General features: G+C 57.7%; 19 protein-coding genes. All 19 read left to right on the top strand.

The annotated features are described in order from the left end of the window. The 19 genes from ACA063_RS07630 (at nt 1) to ACA063_RS07720 (ending at nt 20581) form a co-directional block, all read left to right on the top strand. Nucleotides 1-1590 (top strand): flagellar hook-associated protein 3, encoded by a 1590-nt coding sequence (locus tag ACA063_RS07630; protein WP_497665374.1) that lies wholly within the window; start codon nt 1-3, stop codon nt 1588-1590. Nucleotides 1591-1931: 341 nt separating this feature from the next. Beyond that, on the top strand, nt 1932-2858 hold the full coding sequence (locus ACA063_RS07635) for a ketoacyl-ACP synthase III (RefSeq protein ID WP_194690664.1): 927 nt from the start codon (nt 1932-1934) through the stop codon (nt 2856-2858). 241 nt (nt 2859-3099) lie between these two features. Next, nucleotides 3100-4866 (top strand): flagellin N-terminal helical domain-containing protein, encoded by a 1767-nt coding sequence (locus ACA063_RS07640; protein WP_497665375.1) that lies wholly within the window; start codon nt 3100-3102, stop codon nt 4864-4866. Between the two features lie 70 nt (nt 4867-4936). Further along, nucleotides 4937-5281, top strand: coding sequence for a flagellar protein FlaG (locus ACA063_RS07645; protein ID WP_497665376.1), 345 nt, complete (start codon nt 4937-4939; stop codon nt 5279-5281). Between the two features lie 81 nt (nt 5282-5362). Then, nucleotides 5363-6727, top strand: a complete 1365-nt coding sequence (gene fliD / locus ACA063_RS07650) for a flagellar filament capping protein FliD (RefSeq protein ID WP_497665377.1) — start codon at nt 5363-5365, stop codon at nt 6725-6727. A gap of 140 nt (nt 6728-6867) precedes the next feature. Then, nucleotides 6868-7257, top strand: coding sequence for a flagellar export chaperone FliS (fliS, locus tag ACA063_RS07655; protein WP_162440417.1), 390 nt, complete (start codon nt 6868-6870; stop codon nt 7255-7257). Between the two features lie 25 nt (nt 7258-7282). Next, nucleotides 7283-7579 carry a flagellar protein FliT gene (gene fliT / locus ACA063_RS07660; protein ID WP_497665378.1) on the top strand — a complete coding sequence of 99 codons (297 nt, stop codon included), beginning with the start codon at nt 7283-7285 and terminating at the stop codon, nt 7577-7579. Nucleotides 7580-7751: 172 nt separating this feature from the next. Further along, the gene (locus ACA063_RS07665; RefSeq protein ID WP_497665379.1) at nt 7752-9227 is read left to right on the top strand and encodes a sigma-54 dependent transcriptional regulator; all 1476 of its coding nucleotides are present in this window, start codon (nt 7752-7754) and stop codon (nt 9225-9227) included. 219 nt (nt 9228-9446) lie between these two features. Further along, complete coding sequence (locus ACA063_RS07670) at nt 9447-10652, top strand: sensor histidine kinase (protein ID WP_497666486.1); 1206 nt, start codon at nt 9447-9449, stop codon at nt 10650-10652. Nucleotides 10653-10657: 5 nt separating this feature from the next. Further along, complete coding sequence (locus ACA063_RS07675; RefSeq protein WP_497665380.1) at nt 10658-12040, top strand: sigma-54-dependent transcriptional regulator; 1383 nt, start codon at nt 10658-10660, stop codon at nt 12038-12040. A 296-nt stretch (nt 12041-12336) separates the two neighbouring features. Continuing rightward, the gene (fliE, locus tag ACA063_RS07680) at nt 12337-12666 is read left to right on the top strand and encodes a flagellar hook-basal body complex protein FliE (protein WP_194690657.1); all 330 of its coding nucleotides are present in this window, start codon (nt 12337-12339) and stop codon (nt 12664-12666) included. 15 nt (nt 12667-12681) lie between these two features. Beyond that, nucleotides 12682-14469, top strand: coding sequence for a flagellar basal-body MS-ring/collar protein FliF (gene fliF, locus ACA063_RS07685; protein WP_497665381.1), 1788 nt, complete (start codon nt 12682-12684; stop codon nt 14467-14469). After that, a complete protein-coding gene (fliG, locus tag ACA063_RS07690; protein ID WP_008021334.1) occupies nt 14462-15481 on the top strand; it encodes a flagellar motor switch protein FliG in 1020 nt (339 codons plus the stop codon). The genes fliF and fliG overlap by 8 nt, the downstream gene beginning before the upstream one ends. A 7-nt stretch (nt 15482-15488) precedes the next feature. Beyond that, on the top strand, nt 15489-16289 hold the full coding sequence (fliH, locus tag ACA063_RS07695) for a flagellar assembly protein FliH (RefSeq protein WP_497665382.1): 801 nt from the start codon (nt 15489-15491) through the stop codon (nt 16287-16289). Next, nucleotides 16279-17637, top strand: a complete 1359-nt coding sequence (gene fliI / locus ACA063_RS07700) for a flagellar protein export ATPase FliI (protein WP_497665383.1) — start codon at nt 16279-16281, stop codon at nt 17635-17637. The genes fliH and fliI overlap by 11 nt, the downstream gene beginning before the upstream one ends. A gap of 6 nt (nt 17638-17643) precedes the next feature. Then, entirely contained in the window at nt 17644-18093 is a 450-nt protein-coding gene (gene fliJ, locus ACA063_RS07705) for a flagellar export protein FliJ (protein ID WP_162435917.1), read from the top strand. A gap of 70 nt (nt 18094-18163) precedes the next feature. Further along, nucleotides 18164-18469, top strand: coding sequence for an STAS domain-containing protein (locus ACA063_RS07710; RefSeq protein ID WP_162435918.1), 306 nt, complete (start codon nt 18164-18166; stop codon nt 18467-18469). A gap of 5 nt (nt 18470-18474) precedes the next feature. Further along, on the top strand, nt 18475-20181 hold the full coding sequence (locus ACA063_RS07715) for an ATP-binding SpoIIE family protein phosphatase (protein WP_497666487.1): 1707 nt from the start codon (nt 18475-18477) through the stop codon (nt 20179-20181). Between the two features lie 31 nt (nt 20182-20212). Next, complete coding sequence (locus ACA063_RS07720) at nt 20213-20581, top strand: Hpt domain-containing protein (RefSeq protein WP_497665384.1); 369 nt, start codon at nt 20213-20215, stop codon at nt 20579-20581. Nucleotides 20582-20642: the final 61 nt, after the last annotated feature.

Consider the following 20642-nt stretch of genomic DNA (forward strand, 5'->3'; position numbering starts at 1 on the left):
ATGCGTATTTCTACTGCCCAGTACTTTGAGACGAGTGCGGCCAAGTACCAGAATAATTTCTCTTCGGTGGTCAAGACTCAGGAACAGATCAGTTCTGGAGATCGCATTCAGACGGCTGGTGACGATCCTGTGGGCGCCGCGAAGTTGCTGATGCTGCAACAGCAGAAAGACATGCTGGGCCAATACAGCACCAATATCGGCAGTATCAAAAACACGCTGGCGAACGAAGAAAGCGTGCTGGATAGCATCAACACGGCGCTGCAGCGTGCTCGTGAGTTGACGCTGAGTGCGGGTGATGGTGGCAAGAGCGATGCGGATCGCAAATCGATCGCGGCAGAACTTGGCGAGATCGAAGCTAACGTCCTGAGTTTGCTCAATAGCAAGGACCCGTCCGGTAATTACTTGTTCGCGGGTTCGAAGACTACAACGCAACCTTATGTGCGCAACAACGACGGCACCTACACCTACCAGGGGGACGATACCCAACTCAGTCTGCAGATCTCGGACACCCTGTCCATTGCCACCAGTGATACCGGAAAGAGCATCCTCGAATCGGCGATAAATTCGGGACGCACCCAGGCAATCCTTGATCCGTCCAAGCCCAATGACGGCACGGTTTCAGTATCTGCCGGCCTGTTGACTTCCAATGCGGCCTACACCAAGAACTTCTCTGCCGGCGAGCCTTACGAGCTGAAGTTTATCGACAGCACACACTTCAGCATCGCCGATAAAGACGGCAATGACGTGACTTCCGAGGTGTCCGGGAATGGCACGTTCGACTCGAAGAAAGAAGGCAGCGCCAGCATCAATTTGCGCGGCGTGCAGTTCGATATCACGCTGCGACTCAAGGCTCCAATTGATCCCGCGACCACGCTGCCAATGACGCCTGACGCTGAGGTCAAGGATCATATTTTCACGTTGGGCAGCAAGCCCGACAGCTTCAACGCATCCCGTACACCCAGCAACGCATCGACCGCGCAAGTCACGGGTTCCGGTGTTGCTGATCAAGCGGCCTACGTCAACGGGTTCCCCAGCAGCGGTGTGGTCGTCAAGTTCACCGATGCCACCAACTATAAGGTGTACGCCCAGCCGATGAGTGCAGACAGCAAGTCGATTGGCGATGGTGTGCTGACGGCGGGCTCTATCACGGTGGCAGGCGTCAAACTCGATTTCACAGGTTCTCCAGGCGCTGATGATCAGTTCGTCGTGGGTGCCAGCGGCCATAAGACCCAGAGTGCGCTCGACACGTTGAGCCAGTTGCGCCAAGCGCTGGAAACGCCTTCCGACGGTGACGTCATGGCGCAGATCAAGCTCAAGGACGCGTTGAATTCGGCCATTGGCAACCTGAACAACTCCAGTGAGCAAATCCTGAGTGTTCAGGGCGCAATCGGTGCGCGCTTGAACTCGGTGGATATTGCCAATACCGAGAACATCAGCCTCAGTCTATCCAATGCCAGTACCCAGGTAGCCATTGGTAGTACCGATATCGCAACCGCTTCGATCGACCTGGCTTTTCAGCAATCGCTGCTGCAGGCATCGCAATTGGCATTCGTGAAAATCTCTCAGTTGAGCCTGTTCAACAAATTGTGATCCTCTCTTGATAGCCGGCATCCCAGGTGTCGGCTATGTCTTCTTTATCCCTTCTTGACCCTTGAATCGGTACTTTTTGTCATTCAGCAGGCGACTGATCGCTTGTTTGTGGCTGGATGTTTGGCACAAGGCACGCATAATGCGTGACCTGCGAGTCATAAAGCGCATCTTCACTGTATTGTGTAAAAAAGGATGGGCAGGGGGCTGACCCCTGTCGGGCGTGTTTTCAGGATTTCTGAAGCGCCTGCGCCGTATTTTTTCGCTCGGTGAAATCCAGTATTGTCAGTACCTCTCGGTCTTGCGAGCGGTGATCTCCAGCTATTTAGTATTGGGAAGCCACAATGATTGGCATAAAAAGCATTGCTAGCTACGTGCCAGCGAGTGGGCTGGATAATTACGCTCAGGGCGCGAAGTTCGAGAAGGATGAAGAGTTCATCCTCGGGAAAATCGGTTCGGCGTTCCTGCCGCGCAAGGATCCGGCTCAGGAAACATCCGACCTCTGTGTCGAAGCGGCCAATGCCTTGTTTGCGAACAATCCTCAGCTGGATCGTCAATCCATCGACGTGCTGATTGTCGTCACCCAAAACGGTGACGAAGAAGGCTTGCCGCACACCTCGGCCATCGTTCAGGACAAGTTGGGCCTGTCGACCAATGTTGCGGCGTTCGACATCTCCCTGGGTTGCTCGGGCTATGTCTACGGCATCTATGCCATCAAGGGCTTCATGGAAGCCGCAGGCTTGAAGAATGGCCTGCTGATCACCGCCGACCCGTATTCGAAGATCGTCGATCCGGAAGATCGCAACACCACGATGTTGTTCGGTGATGCCGCTACCGCTACCTGGATGGGCGAAGACGCAACCTGGCAGCTTGGCAAAGCCAAGTTTGGTACCGACGGTTCCGGCGCACCTCATTTGAAGGTCACAGACGGTGTGTTCTATATGAACGGGCGCCAGGTCTTCAACTTTGCCTTGCTCAAGGTGCCAGCGCATTTGCACGAGTTGCTGAACGAGTCGGGCCTGACGTCTCAGGATGTCGACGCGTTCTGCATTCACCAGGGCAGCGCCGCCATCGTCGACGCTGTGGCGCGACGTTTCGAAGGCGAGCCGGAGAAGTTCATCAAGGACATGGTCGAGACCGGCAACACCGTGTCGTCGAGCATTCCGCTGCTGCTGGAAAAGCACATGTTCGACTCCAGCTGGAAGCGCGTGGCAATCAGCGGTTTCGGCGTAGGCCTGTCCTGGGGATCGGCGATTATTCATCGCCCCTGACGCGCCAGTTAATTAACGCCAAAAAAACGCCCATGACCGCGAGGTCATGGGCGTTTTTGCATTCCGGGGCTCTGATCTAAGGCCTTGAAATTCAAGGAGTGGCACGGTGCTAGTAAATAAAATCAAAAAAACGCTCAAGCAACCTGCTTTCACGACGATAACTATTACGAAGGTTCTCTAGGCCACACCCGGCGGTTGCCAGGGCCGGAAGCCGCAGTATCCAACCAACGAGGAATTCGTCATGGCTTTATCAGTAAACACCAACATTACATCGTTGACCGTTCAGCGGAACCTGAACAAAGCCGGCGATGCCCTGGGCACCTCGATGACCCGTCTGTCTTCCGGCCTGAAAATCAACAGCGCTAAAGACGATGCCGCCGGCATGCAGATCGCCAACCGTCTGACCTCCCAAGTCAAAGGCATGACCGTTGCGATCAACAACGCAAACAACGGTACTTCCATCGCCCAGACCGCTGAAGGCGCGATGCAAGAATCGACCAACATTCTGCAACGTCTGCGTGAGTTGGCTCTGAACTCCGCGAACGGTGACAAATCCCAGGCTGACCGTGATTCCCTGCAACAGGAATTCACCGCTAAAGTCGGCGAGCTGACTCGTATCGCTGCTACCACTACTTTCGGTGGTCGTAACCTGCTCGACGGTACCTTCCAGAACGTTGGCTTCCAGATCGGTTCCGACGCTAACCAGACCATCTCGTTCGGCATGAGCGACATCAGCGCTACTGGTTTGAAAGGTACTTACAGCGAAGCAACTGTTGCTGGTTCGTTGACTTCCCTGTCGGCTTCGGTGACTGGTAATCCGGTTACTCTGCCAGGCGGCACGCCTGCTGTAACAACTACTGTTCTTGACAGCGCTACCGGTAATGCTACCTGGGGTACCATTCCAGCTGGTGGCGAAACGCTGACTATCAATACCAAAGCAGTAAGCATTACCGCTGGTATGACTCTGGCGAATGCTGTATTGGCAATTAACGGCACAGCGGGTGTCGGAGTTACTGCAAGCGATGATGGTACTGGTAAGCTTAAGCTGGAATCTACTACAGGTTCGGCAATTACCCTTGCTGGTAACACTGCAAACATGGGTATGGCTACACCAGCAGTAGTTGTCGGTAGCTCTACCACCACACCTGCAGTTCCAGGAAAATTGGACGCTAAAGCTGAAATCAATATCAACGGTAAAGACGTTGCTTTTGCTGTTAACGATACTATGGCTGCCATCGCCACCAAGATTAACACTGCCAACACCGGTGCAACTGCAACCGGCGTAGCGGCTACAGTTTCCGCTGAAGGCCGCCTCGAGCTGACTTCTGCTGACGGCAAAGCAATCAAACTGGGCAACGGTACTACTGCAGCAAACGCGAATGGTGGTGCAGGCGCACTAGCCAAGCTGGGCCTCTCTGCAGGTAGCACTGAAGCCAAGCTGACTACAGCTACTTCGGTTAGCCTAAACGGTACTGAAGTTAAGTTCACTGCTGGTTCGACCATGGCAGACATTGTGTCCTCCATCAATAGTGCAAGCACTGGCGTTACCGCAAGCACCAACAAAGACGACAACTCTCTGGAGTTGTTCTCTACCAAAGACATCACCATTGCTGATGGCAGCACTGGCAAAGGCCTGGCGACTCTGGGTCTGACCACTGCATCTACCGCGCCAACAGTCGCAGTAAAAATGGAAACCACCGTTGCTGATCTGAGCGTTCTGACTTCAGCCAGCGCTCAGCAAACCATCCAGGCTCTGGACGGCGCGATTCAGCAGATCGACACCCAACGTTCGCAGCTGGGTGCTGTTCAAAACCGTTTCACCAGCACCGTTGCCAACCTGCAAAGCATCTCGGAAAACTCCACCGCAGCCCGTAGCCGCGTACAGGACGCCGACTTCGCTTCCGAAGCCGCCGAGCTGACCAAGCAACAAACCCTGCAACAGGCTTCCACCGCGATCCTGTCCCAGGCTAACCAACTGCCATCCGCTGTACTGAAGCTGCTTCAGTAATATCGGTAGCGTTTAACTAACGGAAGGGCGCGTACGTGCCCTTCCGTTTTTTCGGTTTTGAGGTGATGACATGGATATGAGCATTAAGCTGAACGCGCATTACCCGGCTGCCGCGAAACAAGCGGCTAGCGCCTCTGTCACTCTGGCACCGCCAGTGGTCGAGCAAGAGCCCGCCGCCACTGAAGACACCAAGCGAGTGGCGCTGGAAAAGGCCGTGACCGATATTCGCGAGTTCGTGCAATCGACTCAGCGAAACCTGGATTTTTCCATCGATGATTCCACTGGCAGGGTAGTGGTCAAGGTGGTCGCTACGGAAAGTGGCGAAGTCATTCGGCAGATTCCCTCGGAAACTGCTTTGAAGCTTGCCCAGAATTTAAGTGATGCCAGCAGCCTGCTGTTTGATACGAAGGCCTGAGCTGGCATGAAATGTGTTTCTGACTGCTGCCAAGGCGATGTACGCCAATAAAGCGGCAGCCACAGGACAAGGAGATTACAGATGGCGAGTTCAACGATTACCGGCGTGGGGTCGGGCTACGACACTCAGGGTATTGTGAAAGCCTTAGTTGGTGCGGAAAAGGCACCCAAGCAGACGCAGATCACCAACCAGCAGAAAGACACGACCATTCAATTGTCGGCTGTCGGCACCGTGAAGGGTGCGCTGGACACCTACCGCGCTGCACTCGCCAAACTGAACAATCTGTCCGCTTTCAATGGACTCGCTGCTTCCACGTCCGAAGAAAAAAACGTCAAGGTTACCCTCGGCGACGGCGCCTCCAGCGGCAAGTATGTGGTTGTGGTGCAGGATCTCGCGACCTCGTCGAAAATCACCAGCAAAGTATTTGCCGGGGGCGCGACGGGCGCAGCCAATCCGGGTACTGAGGCTCAGACGCTGACGATTACCCAGTCCGGCAAAAGTTATGATGTGTCGATTCCTGGTGGCGCTAGCCTTAGTCAGGTGCGCGAGTCGATCAACACTCAGCTCTCGGCGCAAGGCATCAGTGCGAACGTCTTGAGCGATGCCAATGGTGCGCGCCTGGTGATCGGCTCCACCAACAGTGGCGCGGGTACCGACATCACGTTGAGTGGTAGTTCGGATCTGGCCATGGGCTATGACGCTGGTGCGGCAGCCAAGAACGCCAAGTACACCATCGATGGTGTCGCCATGGAGTCGACCTCCAACAAGGTGACTTCAGCTATCAGTGGCGTAAGCCTGGAACTCGTCGCCAGTGACAAGGACAAGCCTATCACCATCAGCGTGGACAGCAACGCTGCCACCCTGAAGACCTCGGTCCAGTCATTCGTCTCGGCCTACAACGCGCTGATGACCAGCATCAACACCCAGACCAAGGTTACCGCTACCGGTGACTCCGCGACCACCACGGCCGGTGCGCTGACCGGTGATGCGTCCATGCGCCAGCTGGTTGCCAGCCTGCGAAGCGAACTGGTCAACAGCTCGGGTTCGAGTGCCATGAGCGGACTGTCGCAGATGGGTATTACCACTGACCAGAAAACCGGCTTGCTGTCCCTGGATGACAAGGCGTGGGACAAGGCTGTGGTCAAGGGCTCTGCGGATATCGCCAAGCTATTCACCGGTGATAAAGGTTTGATCACCCGCATGAATAAGGCCACAGACACCTATGTCGGTGCGACCGGTCTGCTTGCTTCGCGCGTGACGGATTTGAATACCAAGTTGACGGACCTGACGACTCAGCAGTCGGACCTTGATCGTCGCATGGACAGCTTGCAGACGTCCCTGACGGCCAAGTACACCGCAATGGACAGTCTGATCGCCAAGATCAACGCCAGCAGCTCCAGCATCATGACCACGCTTAACTCGCTGAATAATCCGAAGTCGGATTGATGATGGGGGCGTTGAAACGCCCTGTAGAACAGCGTGTGAGTGGTCCGGATTTTTTGGCTTTGGATTAAAGTTTTATGCGACACAGTCGACAAAATGGTTAGAGAAACTTTTTTGCCTGTGGCCTGTAACGAGGTAGCAACATGAACCCTATGAGAGCCCTTCGCCAGTATCAGAAGGTCAATTCCCACGCCCAGATATCCGAGGCCAGCCCGCATCGGTTGATTCAACTGCTGCTTGAAGGCGGCCTGGATCGACTGGCTCAGGCCAAGGGCGCATTGGCCCGCGGTGATATTGCCCAGAAATGCCTGCTGATCACCAAGGCGATCGACATCATAACCGGTCTGCGTCAGGGCCTCGACGCGGAGAAGGCGGAAGACCCGGCCACGATCGAACAGCTCGACAGTCTGTACGAGTACATGAATGCGCGGTTGGTGCAGGCGAATGTCAGCAACGACACGCAGATCATCGATGAAGTCATGCAGCTGTTGGTTACGGTAAAAAGCGGCTGGGATGCCATCGCAACCCAATAGGCCCACAAGCCTGAGGAACGACGCCATGAGTCAAGCACTGCAACGGATTGAAGAAACCCGCGAAGCGCTCATTGATGCGCTGGCCGAGCGTAACTGGGATGCGATCGGCGAGCTGGATGTGGCCTGCCGCGAATGCGTGGACGAGGTGCTGAGTGAAGCGCCGATCGATGAGGAAGCGCTGCGGACCAATCTGGAGAGTTTGCTGGCGGTCTATAAAGATTTATTGACGGTGACGATGGGTGAGCGTCAGGCGATAGTCGACGAGATGTCGCAGATCACTCAAGCGAAGAGCGCTGCAAAGGTTTACCATCTGTTTGGTTAATTAATTCCCGGTTAATCCAGACAATGTGCGCCATAAATTTGACTGTGCACGGTTTTTTGACTTAACTAGTGGCTGTTCACCGATATCACGCGTCTACAGGCTTAACGGTCTGCAAGCGTCTAGCTTGCCCACTCATTTCGGGCACCGAGTTGACTAGGGAAGTTGCTATTGCATGTGGCGTGAAACCAAAATTCTGCTAATTGATGACGATAGCGTCCGCCGCCGCGACCTGGCGGTGATTTTAAATTTTCTCGGTGAAGAAAATTTTCCCTGCGGAAGCCATGACTGGCAGCAGGCTGTCGGCTCTTTGTCGTCTAGTCGTGAAGTGATCTGTGTCCTCATCGGGACGGTCAATGCTCCTGGCGCACTTTTGGGCTTGTTAAAGACACTCTCAACCTGGGATGAGTTCCTTCCGGTTTTGTTGATGGGCGATAATTCTTCCGTCGACTTGCCTGAAGACCAGCGTCGCCGAGTGCTTTCGACCCTTGAAATGCCGCCCAGCTACAGCAAATTGCTCGATTCGCTGCACCGTGCCCAGGTCTATCGCGAGATGTATGACCAGGCCCGCGAGCGCGGTCGTCATCGCGAACCCAATCTTTTCCGCAGTCTTGTCGGCACCAGCCGGGCGATTCAACACGTCCGTCAGATGATGCAGCAAGTCGCCGATACCGACGCCAGTGTGTTGATCCTGGGCGAGTCCGGCACCGGCAAGGAAGTGGTTGCGCGCAACTTGCACTATCACTCCAAGCGTCGTGACGCTCCATTCGTTCCAGTCAATTGCGGGGCGATCCCGGCCGAGTTGCTGGAAAGCGAACTGTTCGGCCACGAGAAGGGTGCGTTCACCGGAGCGATCACCAGCCGTGCCGGGCGCTTTGAGCTGGCCAACGGTGGCACGCTGTTCCTCGACGAAATCGGCGACATGCCGCTGCCGATGCAGGTCAAGCTGCTGCGCGTGTTGCAGGAACGTACTTTCGAGCGCGTGGGCAGTAACAAGACCCAGAGCGTGGATGTGCGCATCATTGCCGCGACCCACAAGAATCTCGAAAGCATGATCGAGATCGGCACCTTCCGCGAAGACTTGTACTACCGCCTGAATGTGTTCCCGATCGAAATGGCGCCGTTGCGCGAGCGTGTCGAAGACATCCCGTTGCTGATGAACGAGTTGATCTCGCGCATGGAGCACGAGAAGCGTGGTTCGATCCGTTTCAATTCTGCAGCCATCATGTCGCTATGCCGTCACGGCTGGCCCGGCAACGTCCGCGAGCTCGCCAATCTGGTGGAGCGCATGGCGATCATGCACCCGTACGGGGTGATCGGCGTGGTCGAGTTGCCGAAGAAATTCCGCTACGTCGACGACGAAGACGAGCAATTGGTCGACAGTTTGCGCAGTGACCTGGAAGAGCGGGTGGCCATCAACGGCCATACCCCGGACTTCTCGGTGAATGCCTTGCTGCCGCCGGAAGGCCTGGACTTGAAAGACTACCTCGGTGGTCTTGAGCAGGGGCTGATTCAGCAGGCGCTGGATGATGCCAATGGCATCGTGGCGCGTGCTGCCGAGCGCTTGCGTATTCGTCGCACCACCCTGGTGGAAAAGATGCGCAAATACGGTATGAGCCGTCGTGACGGTGATGAACAGGCAGATGATTGACGCCTGTTTGGCCCTCCTGTAGGAGCGAGCTTGCTCGCGATGCATTCAAAGGCACCGCGTTCAACCAGTAAGCACGCGTTATCGTTAACGATTTTCGCGAGCAAGCTCGCTCCTACAGTAGGCGGTTTTTTTAGGCACGGGTATTGCTACATCCCTCGCAACGTTCCGTTTAACTGACGGTCAGCCAAGCGAGAGTGCACGATGCCCCAAGCCGCCCAGATGTCTCCTGTCCCTGACGCTTCGGGGCTATCGTCGTCCGCAGAGCAGGCAAACCGGCTTGGCCTTGAGCAGTCGTTTGCCCTGTTCAGTCAGATGTCGAATCAGCTGACCGACTCTTACAGCATGCTCGAAGCCCGGGTGACCGAGCTCAAAGGCGAGCTGGAAGTGGTCAGCGCTCAGCGCATGCAGGAACTGGCGGAAAAAGAACGCCTCGCCAATCGCCTGCAAAACCTCCTTGATCTGTTGCCCGGTGGCGTCATCGTCATCGATGCTCAGGGCATCGTGCGCGAAGCCAACCCCGCTGCGTGTGAGCTGCTCGGCCTGCCGCTCGAAGGCGAGCTGTGGCGCCATGTCATTGCTCGCTGCTTTGCGCCCCGTGAAGACGACGGGCATGAAATCTCGCTCAAGGATGGTCGGCGTTTGTCGATCTCCACTCGCTCGCTCGACGCCGAACCGGGTCAGTTGGTGTTGCTCAATGACCTGACTGAAACCCGCCATCTGCAAGATCAGCTCGCCCGTCATGAACGCCTGTCGTCGCTCGGGCGGATGGTCGCATCGCTGGCCCATCAGATTCGTACCCCTTTGTCCGCCGCGTTGCTTTACGCCAGTCATTTGACCGAGCAGGAACTGCCCGTCGCCACTCAGCAACGCTTTGCCGGGCGCCTGAAAGAACGTCTGCATGAGCTGGAGCACCAAGTGCGAGACATGCTGATCTTCGCCCGTGGCGAGCTGCCGCTGACGGATCGCGTTACGCCAAAAATGCTCATGCAATCGCTGCAAGCGGCGGCACTTGCTCATGTGCAGGATTTGCCGATTCGCTGGCAGTGCGACAGTCATGTCGGGGAGTTGTTGTGCAATCGCGACACCCTGGTCGGCGCGATCCTCAACCTGATCGAGAACGCCATTCAAGCCAGTGCCGGTGATGTGCGCTTGAAGGTCCATCTCTATACCCGTGATAACAACCTGCGCGTGTCGGTCAGTGACAGCGGCAGTGGCATAGAGCCAAACGTGCTGGCGCGTCTGGGCGAGCCTTTTTTTACCACTAAAAACACCGGAACCGGCCTGGGCCTGACCGTGGTCAAGGCGGTGGCCCGCGCTCATCAGGGAGAATTGCTGCTGCGCTCGCGACCGGGTCGCGGAACGTGTGCGCAGGTCATCCTGCCGCTTTTTTCGGGTGAAAAGAGCATCGATCAGGGAGCGGAGTGAAGAACATGGGGATCAAGGTTTTACTGGTCGAGGACGACCGCGCGTTACGCGAAGCACTGGCCGATACATTGCTGCTCGCGGGGCACGATTACACCGCCGTCGGTTCGGCGGAGGAAGCACTCACGGCCGTTGGCAAGGACGCATTCAATCTGGTGCTCAGCGACGTCAACATGCCGGGCATGGATGGCCATCAGTTGCTGAGTCTGCTGCGAGCGCGCCAGCCACAACTGCCGGTGCTGCTGATGACCGCCCATGGCGCTGTCGAGCGTGCAGTCGATGCGATGCGGCAGGGCGCGGCGGATTATCTGGTAAAGCCCTTCGAACCCAAGGCGCTGCTCGATCTGGTGGCTAGGCATGCCCTGGGCAGTCTCGGCGCGGCCGAGAGCGAAGGCCCGATCGCGTTCGAGCCAGCCAGCGCACAGTTGCTTGAACTGGCAGCCCGGGTGGCGCGCAGTGATTCGACCGTGCTCATCTCCGGCGAGTCCGGGACCGGCAAGGAAGTGCTCGCGCGATACATCCACCAGCATTCCCATCGTGCCAGCCAGCCGTTCATTGCGATCAACTGCGCCGCGATCCCGGACAACATGCTGGAGGCCACGCTGTTCGGTCATGAAAAAGGCTCGTTCACCGGTGCCATCGCTGCGCAGGCAGGCAAGTTCGAGCAGGCCGATGGCGGCACGATTCTGCTCGACGAAATTTCCGAAATGCCTTTGAGCCTTCAGGCCAAGCTGTTGCGCGTGTTGCAGGAGCGCGAAGTCGAGCGGGTCGGCGCGCGCAAGCCGATCACGCTGGACATTCGGGTGGTAGCGACCACTAACCGCGACCTCGCGGCGGAAGTGGCAGCAGGCCGTTTCCGTGAAGATCTTTACTATCGTCTGTCGGTGTTTCCGCTGGCATGGCGTCCGCTGCGCGAGCGCACCGCCGACATACTGCCGCTGGCCGAGCGTCTTTTGGCCAAACACGTCAATAAAATGAAGCATGCCGCGGCGAAGCTATCGCCCGAAGCTCAAGCGTGTCTGATCGGTTATCCGTGGCCTGGCAACGTGCGCGAATTGGATAACGCGATTCAGCGAGCACTGATTCTGCAGCAGGGCGGGTTGATTCAGCCTCAGGATTTCTGCCTGTCCGGTCCTGTGGCCTGTGCGCCGTTGACGGTTATGGCACCGGCTGCGCGAGTGATTGAAGTCGAGGTCGAAACGGCGGGGGCGCTGGGCGATGACCTGCGGCGCCGTGAATTCCAGATGATCATCGACACCTTGCGCGCCGAGCGTGGTCGCCGCAAGGAAGCCGCCGAACGCCTGGGCATAAGCCCGCGCACGTTGCGCTACAAGCTGGCGCAAATGCGCGACGCCGGAATGGACGTGGAGGCCTACCTGTTCGCCACTTGAAACTGCTTCTTGTAGCAGCTGGCGAAGCCTGCGTCCGATTGCGCAGCAGTCGTTAGTTTTTGTGCATGCGGTCTTTCATATACGCCGCGTCAAATGAATAAACGACTGCTGCGCAGCCGGACGCAGGCTTCGCCAGCTGCTACAGGGTGAGTCGAGATTTCAAATGTTGAAAGGTGCTGAAAGGGCTTTTGTATGACATAGCCACGGAGCTGGCACCCTTGTTGCTAATACCTGACTACCCGCCGAGTGAGCGTCAAAAAATTGCGGGTCGCCAGCGACGTCAAAAGAGAGAAACCATGAGCCAAGGTATTGAATTTAATCGGTTGATGCTGGATATGCGTGCCATGCAAATGGACGCAATGTCTGCGCCGAAATCGACTGCCGCCGTCCCTCAATTGCCGGGCAACAGTTTCTCCGACATGCTCGGTCAGGCCGTCAATAAAGTGAACGAAACCCAGCAGGCCTCCAGCCAGCTGTCCACCGCATTCGAGATCGGCAAGAGCGGCGTCGATTTGACCGACGTGATGATCGCCAAAGAAAAAGCCGGTGTGTCTTTCCAGGCTATTACCCAAGTCCGTAACAAGCTGGTTCAGGCGTACCAAGACATCATGCAGATGCCGGTTTAAGGACGATATTGAGTCATGGCAGAAGCAGCCTCTGATAACGTTCCGGCCAAGGCCACTCCAATAGACGGTAAACCGCCGCTGTTCGGGTTGTCCTTCCTGGAAAACCTCTCCGAGATGACCATGTTGCGTCAGGTAGGCCTGTTGGTCGGTCTGGCAGCGAGCGTGGCGATTGGCTTCGCCGTGGTGTTGTGGTCCCAGCAGCCGGACTACCGGCCTTTGTACGGCAGCCTTGCCGGTATGGACGCCAAGCAGGTCATGGATACCCTGGCCGCCTCTGATATTCCCTACACCGTTGAACCGAATTCCGGTGCCTTGCTGGTCAAGGCCGAAGACTTGTCCCGTGCGCGGCTCAAACTCGCGGGCGCTGGTGTCACTCCCAGCGACGGCAACATCGGTTTTGAAATCCTCGACAAGGACCAGGGCCTGGGCACCAGCCAGTTCATGGAAGCGACCCGTTATCGTCGCGGCCTTGAAGGTGAACTGGCCCGAACCATCTCCAGTCTGAACAACGTCAAGGGTGCCCGCGTGCACCTGGCGATCCCGAAAAGCTCGGTGTTCGTGCGCGATGAGCGCAAGCCCAGCGCGTCGGTGTTGATCGAACTGTATTCCGGCCGCTCCCTGGAGCCTGGCCAGGTACTGGCGATTATCAATCTGGTGGCAACCAGCGTCCCCGAGCTCAGCAAATCCCAGGTCACCGTGGTCGATCAAAAGGGCAACCTGCTGTCGGATCAGGCGGAAAACTCCGAATTGACCATGGCGGGCAAGCAATTCGATTACAGCCGTCGCATGGAAAGCATGCTCACTCAGCGCGTGCATAACATCCTGCAGCCGGTGCTGGGCAACGACCGCTACAAGGCCGAAGTCTCGGCCGATGTGGATTTCAGCGCCGTCGAGTCGACCTCCGAGCAGTTCAATCCGGACCAACCGGCGTTGCGCAGCGAACAGTCGGTGAACGAACAGCGTACCGCCAGCAACGGTCCACAAGGCGTCCCGGGTGCCCTGAGCAACCAGCCGCCGTCGCCAGCGTCTGCCCCCGCAACGACCGGTGGCGCTACCGCGTCGGCCGGCATGGTTCAGCCAGGTCAGCCTCTGCTGGATGCCAACGGTCAGCAAATCATGGACCCGGCCACTGGCCAGCCAATGCTCGCACCGTATCCAGCAGACAAGCGTCAACAATCCACCAAGAATTTCGAACTCGACCGTTCCATCAGCCACACCAAACAGCAACAGGGCCGTTTGAATCGCCTGTCGGTGTCGGTCGTGGTGGACGATCAGGTCAAGATCAACCCGGCCAACGGTGAAACTTCTCGCGCGCCATGGACTGCCGATGAATTGGCGCGCTTCACACGCCTGGTGCAGGACGCGGTCGGTTTCGATGCCAGCCGTGGCGACAGTGTCAGCGTGATCAACATGCCGTTCTCCGCCGAGCGCGGCGAAGTGATCGCCGATGTGCCGTTCTATTCCCAGCCGTGGTTCTGGGATGTGATCAAGCAAGTGCTGGGTGTACTGTTCATTCTGGTGCTGGTGTTCGGCGTGTTACGTCCGGTGCTCAACAACATCACCAATGGCGGCAAAGGCAAGCAATTGGCCGGCATCGGCAGTGACGTGGAATTGGGTGGCATGGGCGGCCTCGATGGCGACCTGGCTAACGACCGCGTCAGCCTTGGCGGTCCGCAAAGCATCCTGCTGCCAAGTCCTAGCGAAGGCTATGACGCACAGTTGAATGCAATCAAGAGTCTGGTGGCAGAAGATCCGGGTCGCGTGGCCCAGGTCGTGAAAGAGTGGATTAACGCAGATGAGTGATAACCGAGCCGTTGCCGCCAAACTGTCCAAGGTCGACAAAGCCGCGATTCTGCTGCTGTCCCTGGGCTCAACCGATGCTGCGCAGGTGTTACGCCACATGGGCCCGAAAGAGGTTCAGCGCGTGGGCGTGGCGATGGCGCAGATGGGCAACGTGCACCGCGAGCAGGTCGAGCAGGTGATGAGCGAGTTTGTCGACATCGTCGGCGACCAGACCAGCCTGGGCGTCGGTTCTGACGACTATGTGCGCAAAATGCTCACCCAGGCCTTGGGCGAAGACAAGGCCAACGGCCTGATCGACCGGATTCTTCTGGGCGGCAACACCAGTGGTCTCGACAGCCTGAAGTGGATGGAACCACGCGCCGTCGCCGACGTGATCCGTTACGAGCACCCGCAGATCCAGGCGATCGTGGTGGCGTATCTCGACCCGGACCAGGCCGGTGAAGTGCTGGGCAACTTCGACCACAAGGTGCGCCTCGACATCATCTTGCGGGTATCCTCGCTGAACACCGTTCAGCCTGCTGCCCTGAAAGAACTCAACCAGATTCTCGAGAAGCAGTTCTCCGGCAACTCGAATGCTTCGCGCACCAACCTGGGTGGCATCAAGCGCGCAGCCGACATCATGAACTTCCTCGACAGCTCGATCGAAGGTCAGTTGATGGACTCGATCCGCGAAGTCGACGAAGACCTGTCCGGTCAGATCGAAGACCTCATGTTCGTGTTCAACAACCTGGCCGATGTCGACGACCGCGGGATTCAGGCATTGCTGCGCGAAGTGTCCTCCGATGTGTTGGTGCTGGCCCTCAAAGGGTCGGACGAAAACGTCAAGGAAAAGATCTTCAAGAACATGTCCAAACGAGCGGCCGAACTGTTGCGCGACGACCTCGAGGCCAAAGGCCCGGTGCGCGTCAGCGACGTGGAAACTGCACAGAAAGAAATCCTCACTATTGCCCGCCGTATGGCCGAAGCCGGAGAAATCGTTCTCGGCGGGAAGGGCGGCGAAGAGATGATCTAAGGTCACTATGTCGACCAAACATGATGAGTCCCAGACCGACCTGATCCGTGCCAAGGACGTCAGCGGTGTTGATATCTGGTCGTTACCCAGTTTCGACCCGTACGTCCCTGAACCCGAGCCGGAGCCTGAACCCGAGCCGCCGGAAATGGAGGAAGTGCCGCTGGATGAAGTCCAGCCGCTGACCCTCGAAGAGCTCGAGAGCATTCGCCAGGAGGCCTACAACGAAGGCTTCGCCACAGGCGAGCGGGAAGGCTTTCACAGCACGACGCTCAAGGTCCGTCAGGAAGCCGATGCAGCCCTGACGGCGAAAATCGGTGCGCTGGAAAAACTCATGGGCAATCTGTTCGAGCCCATCGCCGAACAGGACACTCAGATCGAGAAGTCCCTGGTCGATCTCGTTAAACACATCACCAAACAAGTAATTCAGCGCGAGCTGGCCATCGACTCGACGCAGCTGGAACACGTTATGCGGGAGGCGCTCAAGCTGTTGCCGCTGGGCGTGGGCAATGTGCGTCTGTACATCAATCCCCAGGATTTCGAACAGGTCAAAGCCCTGCGCGAGCGTCATGAAGAGACCTGGCGCATCGTCGAGGACGAGGCGTTGTTGCCTGGCGGTTGCCGGGTCGAGACAGAGCACAGTCGCATCGATGCCACCGTCGAAACCCGTCTCGCACGGGTCATGGACAAGCTGTTCGATCAGTTGCACGAGCAGGCCTTGCACCCCGCGGCGCCGGACCTGAAAGTGGAACTGTCGGGTGCCAGCCAGCCAGCGGTTGCATCGGCAGCGGACGAACCTGATGCGCCTTGATCGCACCAGCTTCGCCAAACGCCTGGGCAGTTATGCCGAGGTCACCGAACTGTCTGGCGGACCGATCCTTGAAGGCCGCTTGCTGCGCATGGTCGGCCTGACCCTTGAAGCCGAAGGCTTGCGCGCCGCCATGGGCAGCCGCTGCATGGTCATCAACGACGACAGTTATCAGCCGGTGCAGGTCGAAGCCGAAGTCATGGGCTTTTCCGGCAGCAAGGTCTTTCTGATGCCGGTGGGCAGCGTTGCCGGCATTGCCCCGGGTGCCCGAGTGGTGCCGTTGGCGGATGCCGGGCGTTTGCCGATGGGCATGAGCATGCTGGGTCGGGTGCTCGACGGCGCCGGTCGTGCGCTGGACGGCAAAGGCGGAATGAAGGCTGAAGACTGGGTGCCGATGGACGGCCCGACCATCAACCCGCTCAAACGTGAACCCATCAGCGAACCGCTGGACGTGGGCATTCGTTCCATCAACGGTTTGTTGACGGTTGGTCGCGGCCAGCGGCTCGGCCTTTTTGCCGGTACCGGCGTAGGCAAGAGTGTGCTGTTGGGCATGATGACCCGCTTCACCGAGGCCGACATTGTCGTCGTTGGCCTGATCGGTGAGCGGGGACGTGAAGTTAAAGAGTTCATCGAACACATCCTCGGTGAAGAAGGCCTCAAGCGCTCCGTCGTCGTTGCCTCCCCGGCGGACGACGCGCCGCTGATGCGCTTGCGGGCTGCCATGTACTGCACGCGTATCGCCGAATATTTTCGCGACAAGGGCAAGAACGTCCTGTTGCTGATGGACTCCCTGACCCGTTTCGCCCAGGCCCAGCGTGAAATCGCACTGGCCATCGGCGAGCCGCCCGCGACCAAGGGTTATCCGCCCTCGGTGTTCGCCAAACTGCCGAAACTGGTGGAGCGCGCCGGTAATGCCGAGAAGGGCGGTGGTTCGATTACGGCGTTCTACACCGTGCTGTCCGAAGGCGATGACCAGCAGGACCCGATTGCCGACTCCGCGCGGGGCGTGCTCGATGGTCACATCGTTTTGTCCAGGCGACTGGCCGAAGAAGGCCATTACCCGGCCATCGATATCGAAGCGTCCATCAGCCGGGTCATGCCCTCGGTGGTTTCGCCGGAGCACATGACGCGCGCCCAGTACTTCAAGCAGCTGTGGTCGCGCTATCAACAGAGCCGCGATTTGATCAGTGTCGGCGCCTACGTGGCCGGCGGCGACCGGGAGACCGATCTAGCGATTGCCTTGCAGCCGCAACTGGTCAAATACCTGCGCCAGGGCCTGAACGACAACATCAACCTCGGCGAAAGCGAAGCCTACCTCGGCTCGATCTTCGCCCCCGCGGCCGGCGGTTAACCGGTCATGGCCCAGAGCCGAGCGTCACGCCTGGCACCCGTGGTTGAGATGGCCGAAAAGGTCGAGAAAGCCGCGGTGCAGCGTTTGGGGCACTTTCAAGGACAGGTCCGTCTGGCAGAAAGCAAACTCGCCGACCTCGAAGCTTTTCGCCTCGACTACCAGGAACAATGGATCGTGCGCGGCAGCAGTGGCGTTTCAGGCCAGTGGCTGCTGGGCTATCAAGGCTTCCTGGCGCAACTGGGCACCGCCATCGACCAGCAGCGCCAGAGTCTGGCCTGGCACCAGAACAATCTGAACAAGGCACGGGATACCTGGCAGCAGGCCTACGCCCGGGTTGAAGGGTTGCGCAAGCTGGTGCTGCGCTACATGGATGAGGCGCGGCGCCTGGAAGACAAGCGCGAGCAAAAGCTGCTGGATGAACTGTCCCAGCGATTGCCGCGCGAGAGTCCGTATTAATCGGATCTTGCCCTGGTCCCCACCAGGTGCTAAACCTCTTAAACAATCGCCATGACAAGGAAGCCGTTCAATGTCAGTCGTTACCGAAGTCTCCCAGGATGGACAGAAACTGACGATATCGATCAAGGGACGATTCGATTTCGCCAAACATCAGGAATTTCGTGAATCCTACGAAAACCTCACTCCGAAGCCCGAATCCTTCGAAGTCAATTTGAAGGACGCTACCTACCTCGACAGTTCTGCCCTCGGCATGTTGCTGCTGTTGCGGGATCACGCAGGCGGCGAGAATGCCGAAATCACCCTGTCTAACGCCAATGCCGATGTGCGAAAAATTCTCGCCATCTCCAACTTCGAACAAATCTTCGACGTGGCGTGAGCGCCGTGCAATCGCCGTTCGAGTCGCTTACGGTATTGATCGCTGAAGACAGCGCGGCCGATCGCCTGCTGCTGTCGACGATTGTCCGTCGTCAGGGCCATGAAGTGTTGACTGCCGCCAACGGTGCCGAGGCGGTCGAAGTGTTTCGCCTGCAACGGCCGCAATTGGTGTTGATGGACGCGATGATGCCCGTGATGGACGGTTTCGAAGCTGCGCAGCAGATCAAGGCGCTGGCGGGCGAGACCCTGGTGCCAATCATCTTCCTCACGTCATTGACTGAAAGCGAAGGGCTGGCCCGATGCCTTGAGGCGGGGGGCGATGATTTCCTGGCAAAGCCTTACAACCAGGTGATTCTGGCCGCCAAGATCAAGGCAATGGACCGTTTGCGTAGATTGCAGGCCACCGTCCTCCAGCAGCGTGACCAGATCGCCAGGCACCATAACTATTTGCTCAACGAACAACGCGTTGCCAAGGCCGTGTTCGATAAAGTGGCCCATTCCGGCTGCCTGAATGCCCCCAATATCCGCTATCTGCAATCGCCCTATGCATTGTTCAACGGCGATTTGCTGCTGGCCGCGTTTACTCCGGCTGGCGACATGCATGTGCTGTTGGGGGATTTCACCGGCCATGGTTTGCCGGCCGCAGTGGGCGCCATGCCGCTGGCCGAAGTTTTTTACGGCATGACCGCCAAGGGTTATGGACTGTCGGAAACCCTGCGCGAGATGAACGCCAAGCTCAAGCGCATCCTGCCCGTCGATATGTTCTGCTGCGCGACGCTGTTGTGCCTGAGTTTCCAGCGACGCTCGGTGGAGGTCTGGAATGGCGGTATGCCCGATGGGTATCTGCACAACATCGCCAGCGATGAACGCACGCCGTTGACTGCCCGGCATCTGCCGCTGGGCGTATTGAGCCCGGAAACCTTTGATGATCGAACCGAAGTGTTCCCCATGGCGGTCGGGGATCGGGTGTTCCTGTTGTCTGACGGCGTGATTGATACCTGCGATGCCAACGAACAATTATTTGGTGTAGAGCGGTTGCATCAGGTGTTCGCTGCCAATCGGCAGCCGGAGGAGCTGTTCGAACAGATCGAGCAAGCACTGCGGGATTTTCGCGGCGAAGCCCGGGACGATGTCAGCATGGTCGAGGTGAGTCTGCTGGACGCCACACAAATGCGTCCGCCGACCCTGGTCTATTCCGACAGCGGGCAATCCTGTCCTCTGGACTGGTCGGTCAGTTTCGAGTTCCGGGCGGCCTCGCTTAAACGCTTCAATCCGTTGCCGTATCTGTTGCAGTTGTTGCTTGAGGTCCACGGCCTGCGTGCGCAAAGCGGTGCGCTCTATAGCGTATTGGCCGAACTGTATTCCAATGCCCTGGAGCATGGCGTGCTGGGGCTGGATTCCAGTCTCAAGCGCGATGCTTCGGGTTTCGCCCGTTATTACCAGGAGCGCAATGCGCGTCTCGATGCTTTGCACAGTGGTTACGTGCGAGTCCATTTGGAGGTTGTGCCGACGGGTGAGGGCGGGTGCCTGTCGATTCGCGTCGAAGACAGCGGGAAGGGTTTCGATATCGCGCGGGTGATGGAACGACCCGCCGAAAATGTCCGTTTGTCGGGGCGTGGCGTCAATCTGGTCCAGCAATTGGGGCGTAACGCCAGTTGGTCCGACAATGGTCGAAGTGCTCGCGTAGAGTTTTTCTGGGACGCTCTGGCATAATCCCGCCCATTCTTGATCAAGGAGTGAACAAGTGGATGACCCACATCTGAATCGCGACGTATTGGTCGCCTTGCAGGAAGTCATGGAGGACGAGTATCCAATGTTGCTGGATACGTTTCTCGCCGATTCCGAAGAGCGGTTGAATCTTTTGCGTCAGCAGAAAGATGCCGAGCAACTGATGGAAACTGCCCATAGTTTCAAAGGCAGTAGCAGCAACATGGGCGCCTTCCGGCTGGCTGATTTATGCCATGAACTGGAACATCGCGCCAAGGACCATACCCCTTCAGATCTCGCAAAACTCATCGGTGAAATCGACCGGGAGTTTGCTGTTGTGCGTCCTCTTTATGAGGCTGAGCGTCAACGTTCCCTCTGCGAAAAAGCCACCGTTCGGCGCTTGTAAAGGGTTGCACTCGAAACTGGCGCGACCCTTGCAGTATCTGCCACTACTTGTACCTACCTTC

Source organism: Pseudomonas sp. LBUM1643 (assembly GCF_059716215.1).

Coding starts and splice junctions, on each gene's coding strand:
- ACA063_RS07670 (WP_497666486.1), top strand. CDS start 9,447: ATGTCTCCTGTCCCTGACGCTTCGGGGCTATCGTCGTCCGCAGAGCAG.
- fliJ (WP_162435917.1), top strand. CDS start 17,644: ATGGCCCAGAGCCGAGCGTCACGCCTGGCACCCGTGGTTGAGATGGCC.
- fliT (WP_497665378.1), top strand. CDS start 7,283: ATGAGTCAAGCACTGCAACGGATTGAAGAAACCCGCGAAGCGCTCATT.
- fliI (WP_497665383.1), top strand. CDS start 16,279: ATGCGCCTTGATCGCACCAGCTTCGCCAAACGCCTGGGCAGTTATGCC.
- fliF (WP_497665381.1), top strand. CDS start 12,682: ATGGCAGAAGCAGCCTCTGATAACGTTCCGGCCAAGGCCACTCCAATA.
- fliG (WP_008021334.1), top strand. CDS start 14,462: ATGAGTGATAACCGAGCCGTTGCCGCCAAACTGTCCAAGGTCGACAAA.
- ACA063_RS07635 (WP_194690664.1), top strand. CDS start 1,932: ATGATTGGCATAAAAAGCATTGCTAGCTACGTGCCAGCGAGTGGGCTG.
- ACA063_RS07630 (WP_497665374.1), top strand. CDS start 1: ATGCGTATTTCTACTGCCCAGTACTTTGAGACGAGTGCGGCCAAGTAC.
- ACA063_RS07665 (WP_497665379.1), top strand. CDS start 7,752: ATGTGGCGTGAAACCAAAATTCTGCTAATTGATGACGATAGCGTCCGC.
- ACA063_RS07710 (WP_162435918.1), top strand. CDS start 18,164: ATGTCAGTCGTTACCGAAGTCTCCCAGGATGGACAGAAACTGACGATA.
- ACA063_RS07640 (WP_497665375.1), top strand. CDS start 3,100: ATGGCTTTATCAGTAAACACCAACATTACATCGTTGACCGTTCAGCGG.
- fliS (WP_162440417.1), top strand. CDS start 6,868: ATGAACCCTATGAGAGCCCTTCGCCAGTATCAGAAGGTCAATTCCCAC.
- fliH (WP_497665382.1), top strand. CDS start 15,489: ATGTCGACCAAACATGATGAGTCCCAGACCGACCTGATCCGTGCCAAG.
- fliD (WP_497665377.1), top strand. CDS start 5,363: ATGGCGAGTTCAACGATTACCGGCGTGGGGTCGGGCTACGACACTCAG.
- ACA063_RS07645 (WP_497665376.1), top strand. CDS start 4,937: ATGGATATGAGCATTAAGCTGAACGCGCATTACCCGGCTGCCGCGAAA.
- ACA063_RS07675 (WP_497665380.1), top strand. CDS start 10,658: ATGGGGATCAAGGTTTTACTGGTCGAGGACGACCGCGCGTTACGCGAA.
- fliE (WP_194690657.1), top strand. CDS start 12,337: ATGAGCCAAGGTATTGAATTTAATCGGTTGATGCTGGATATGCGTGCC.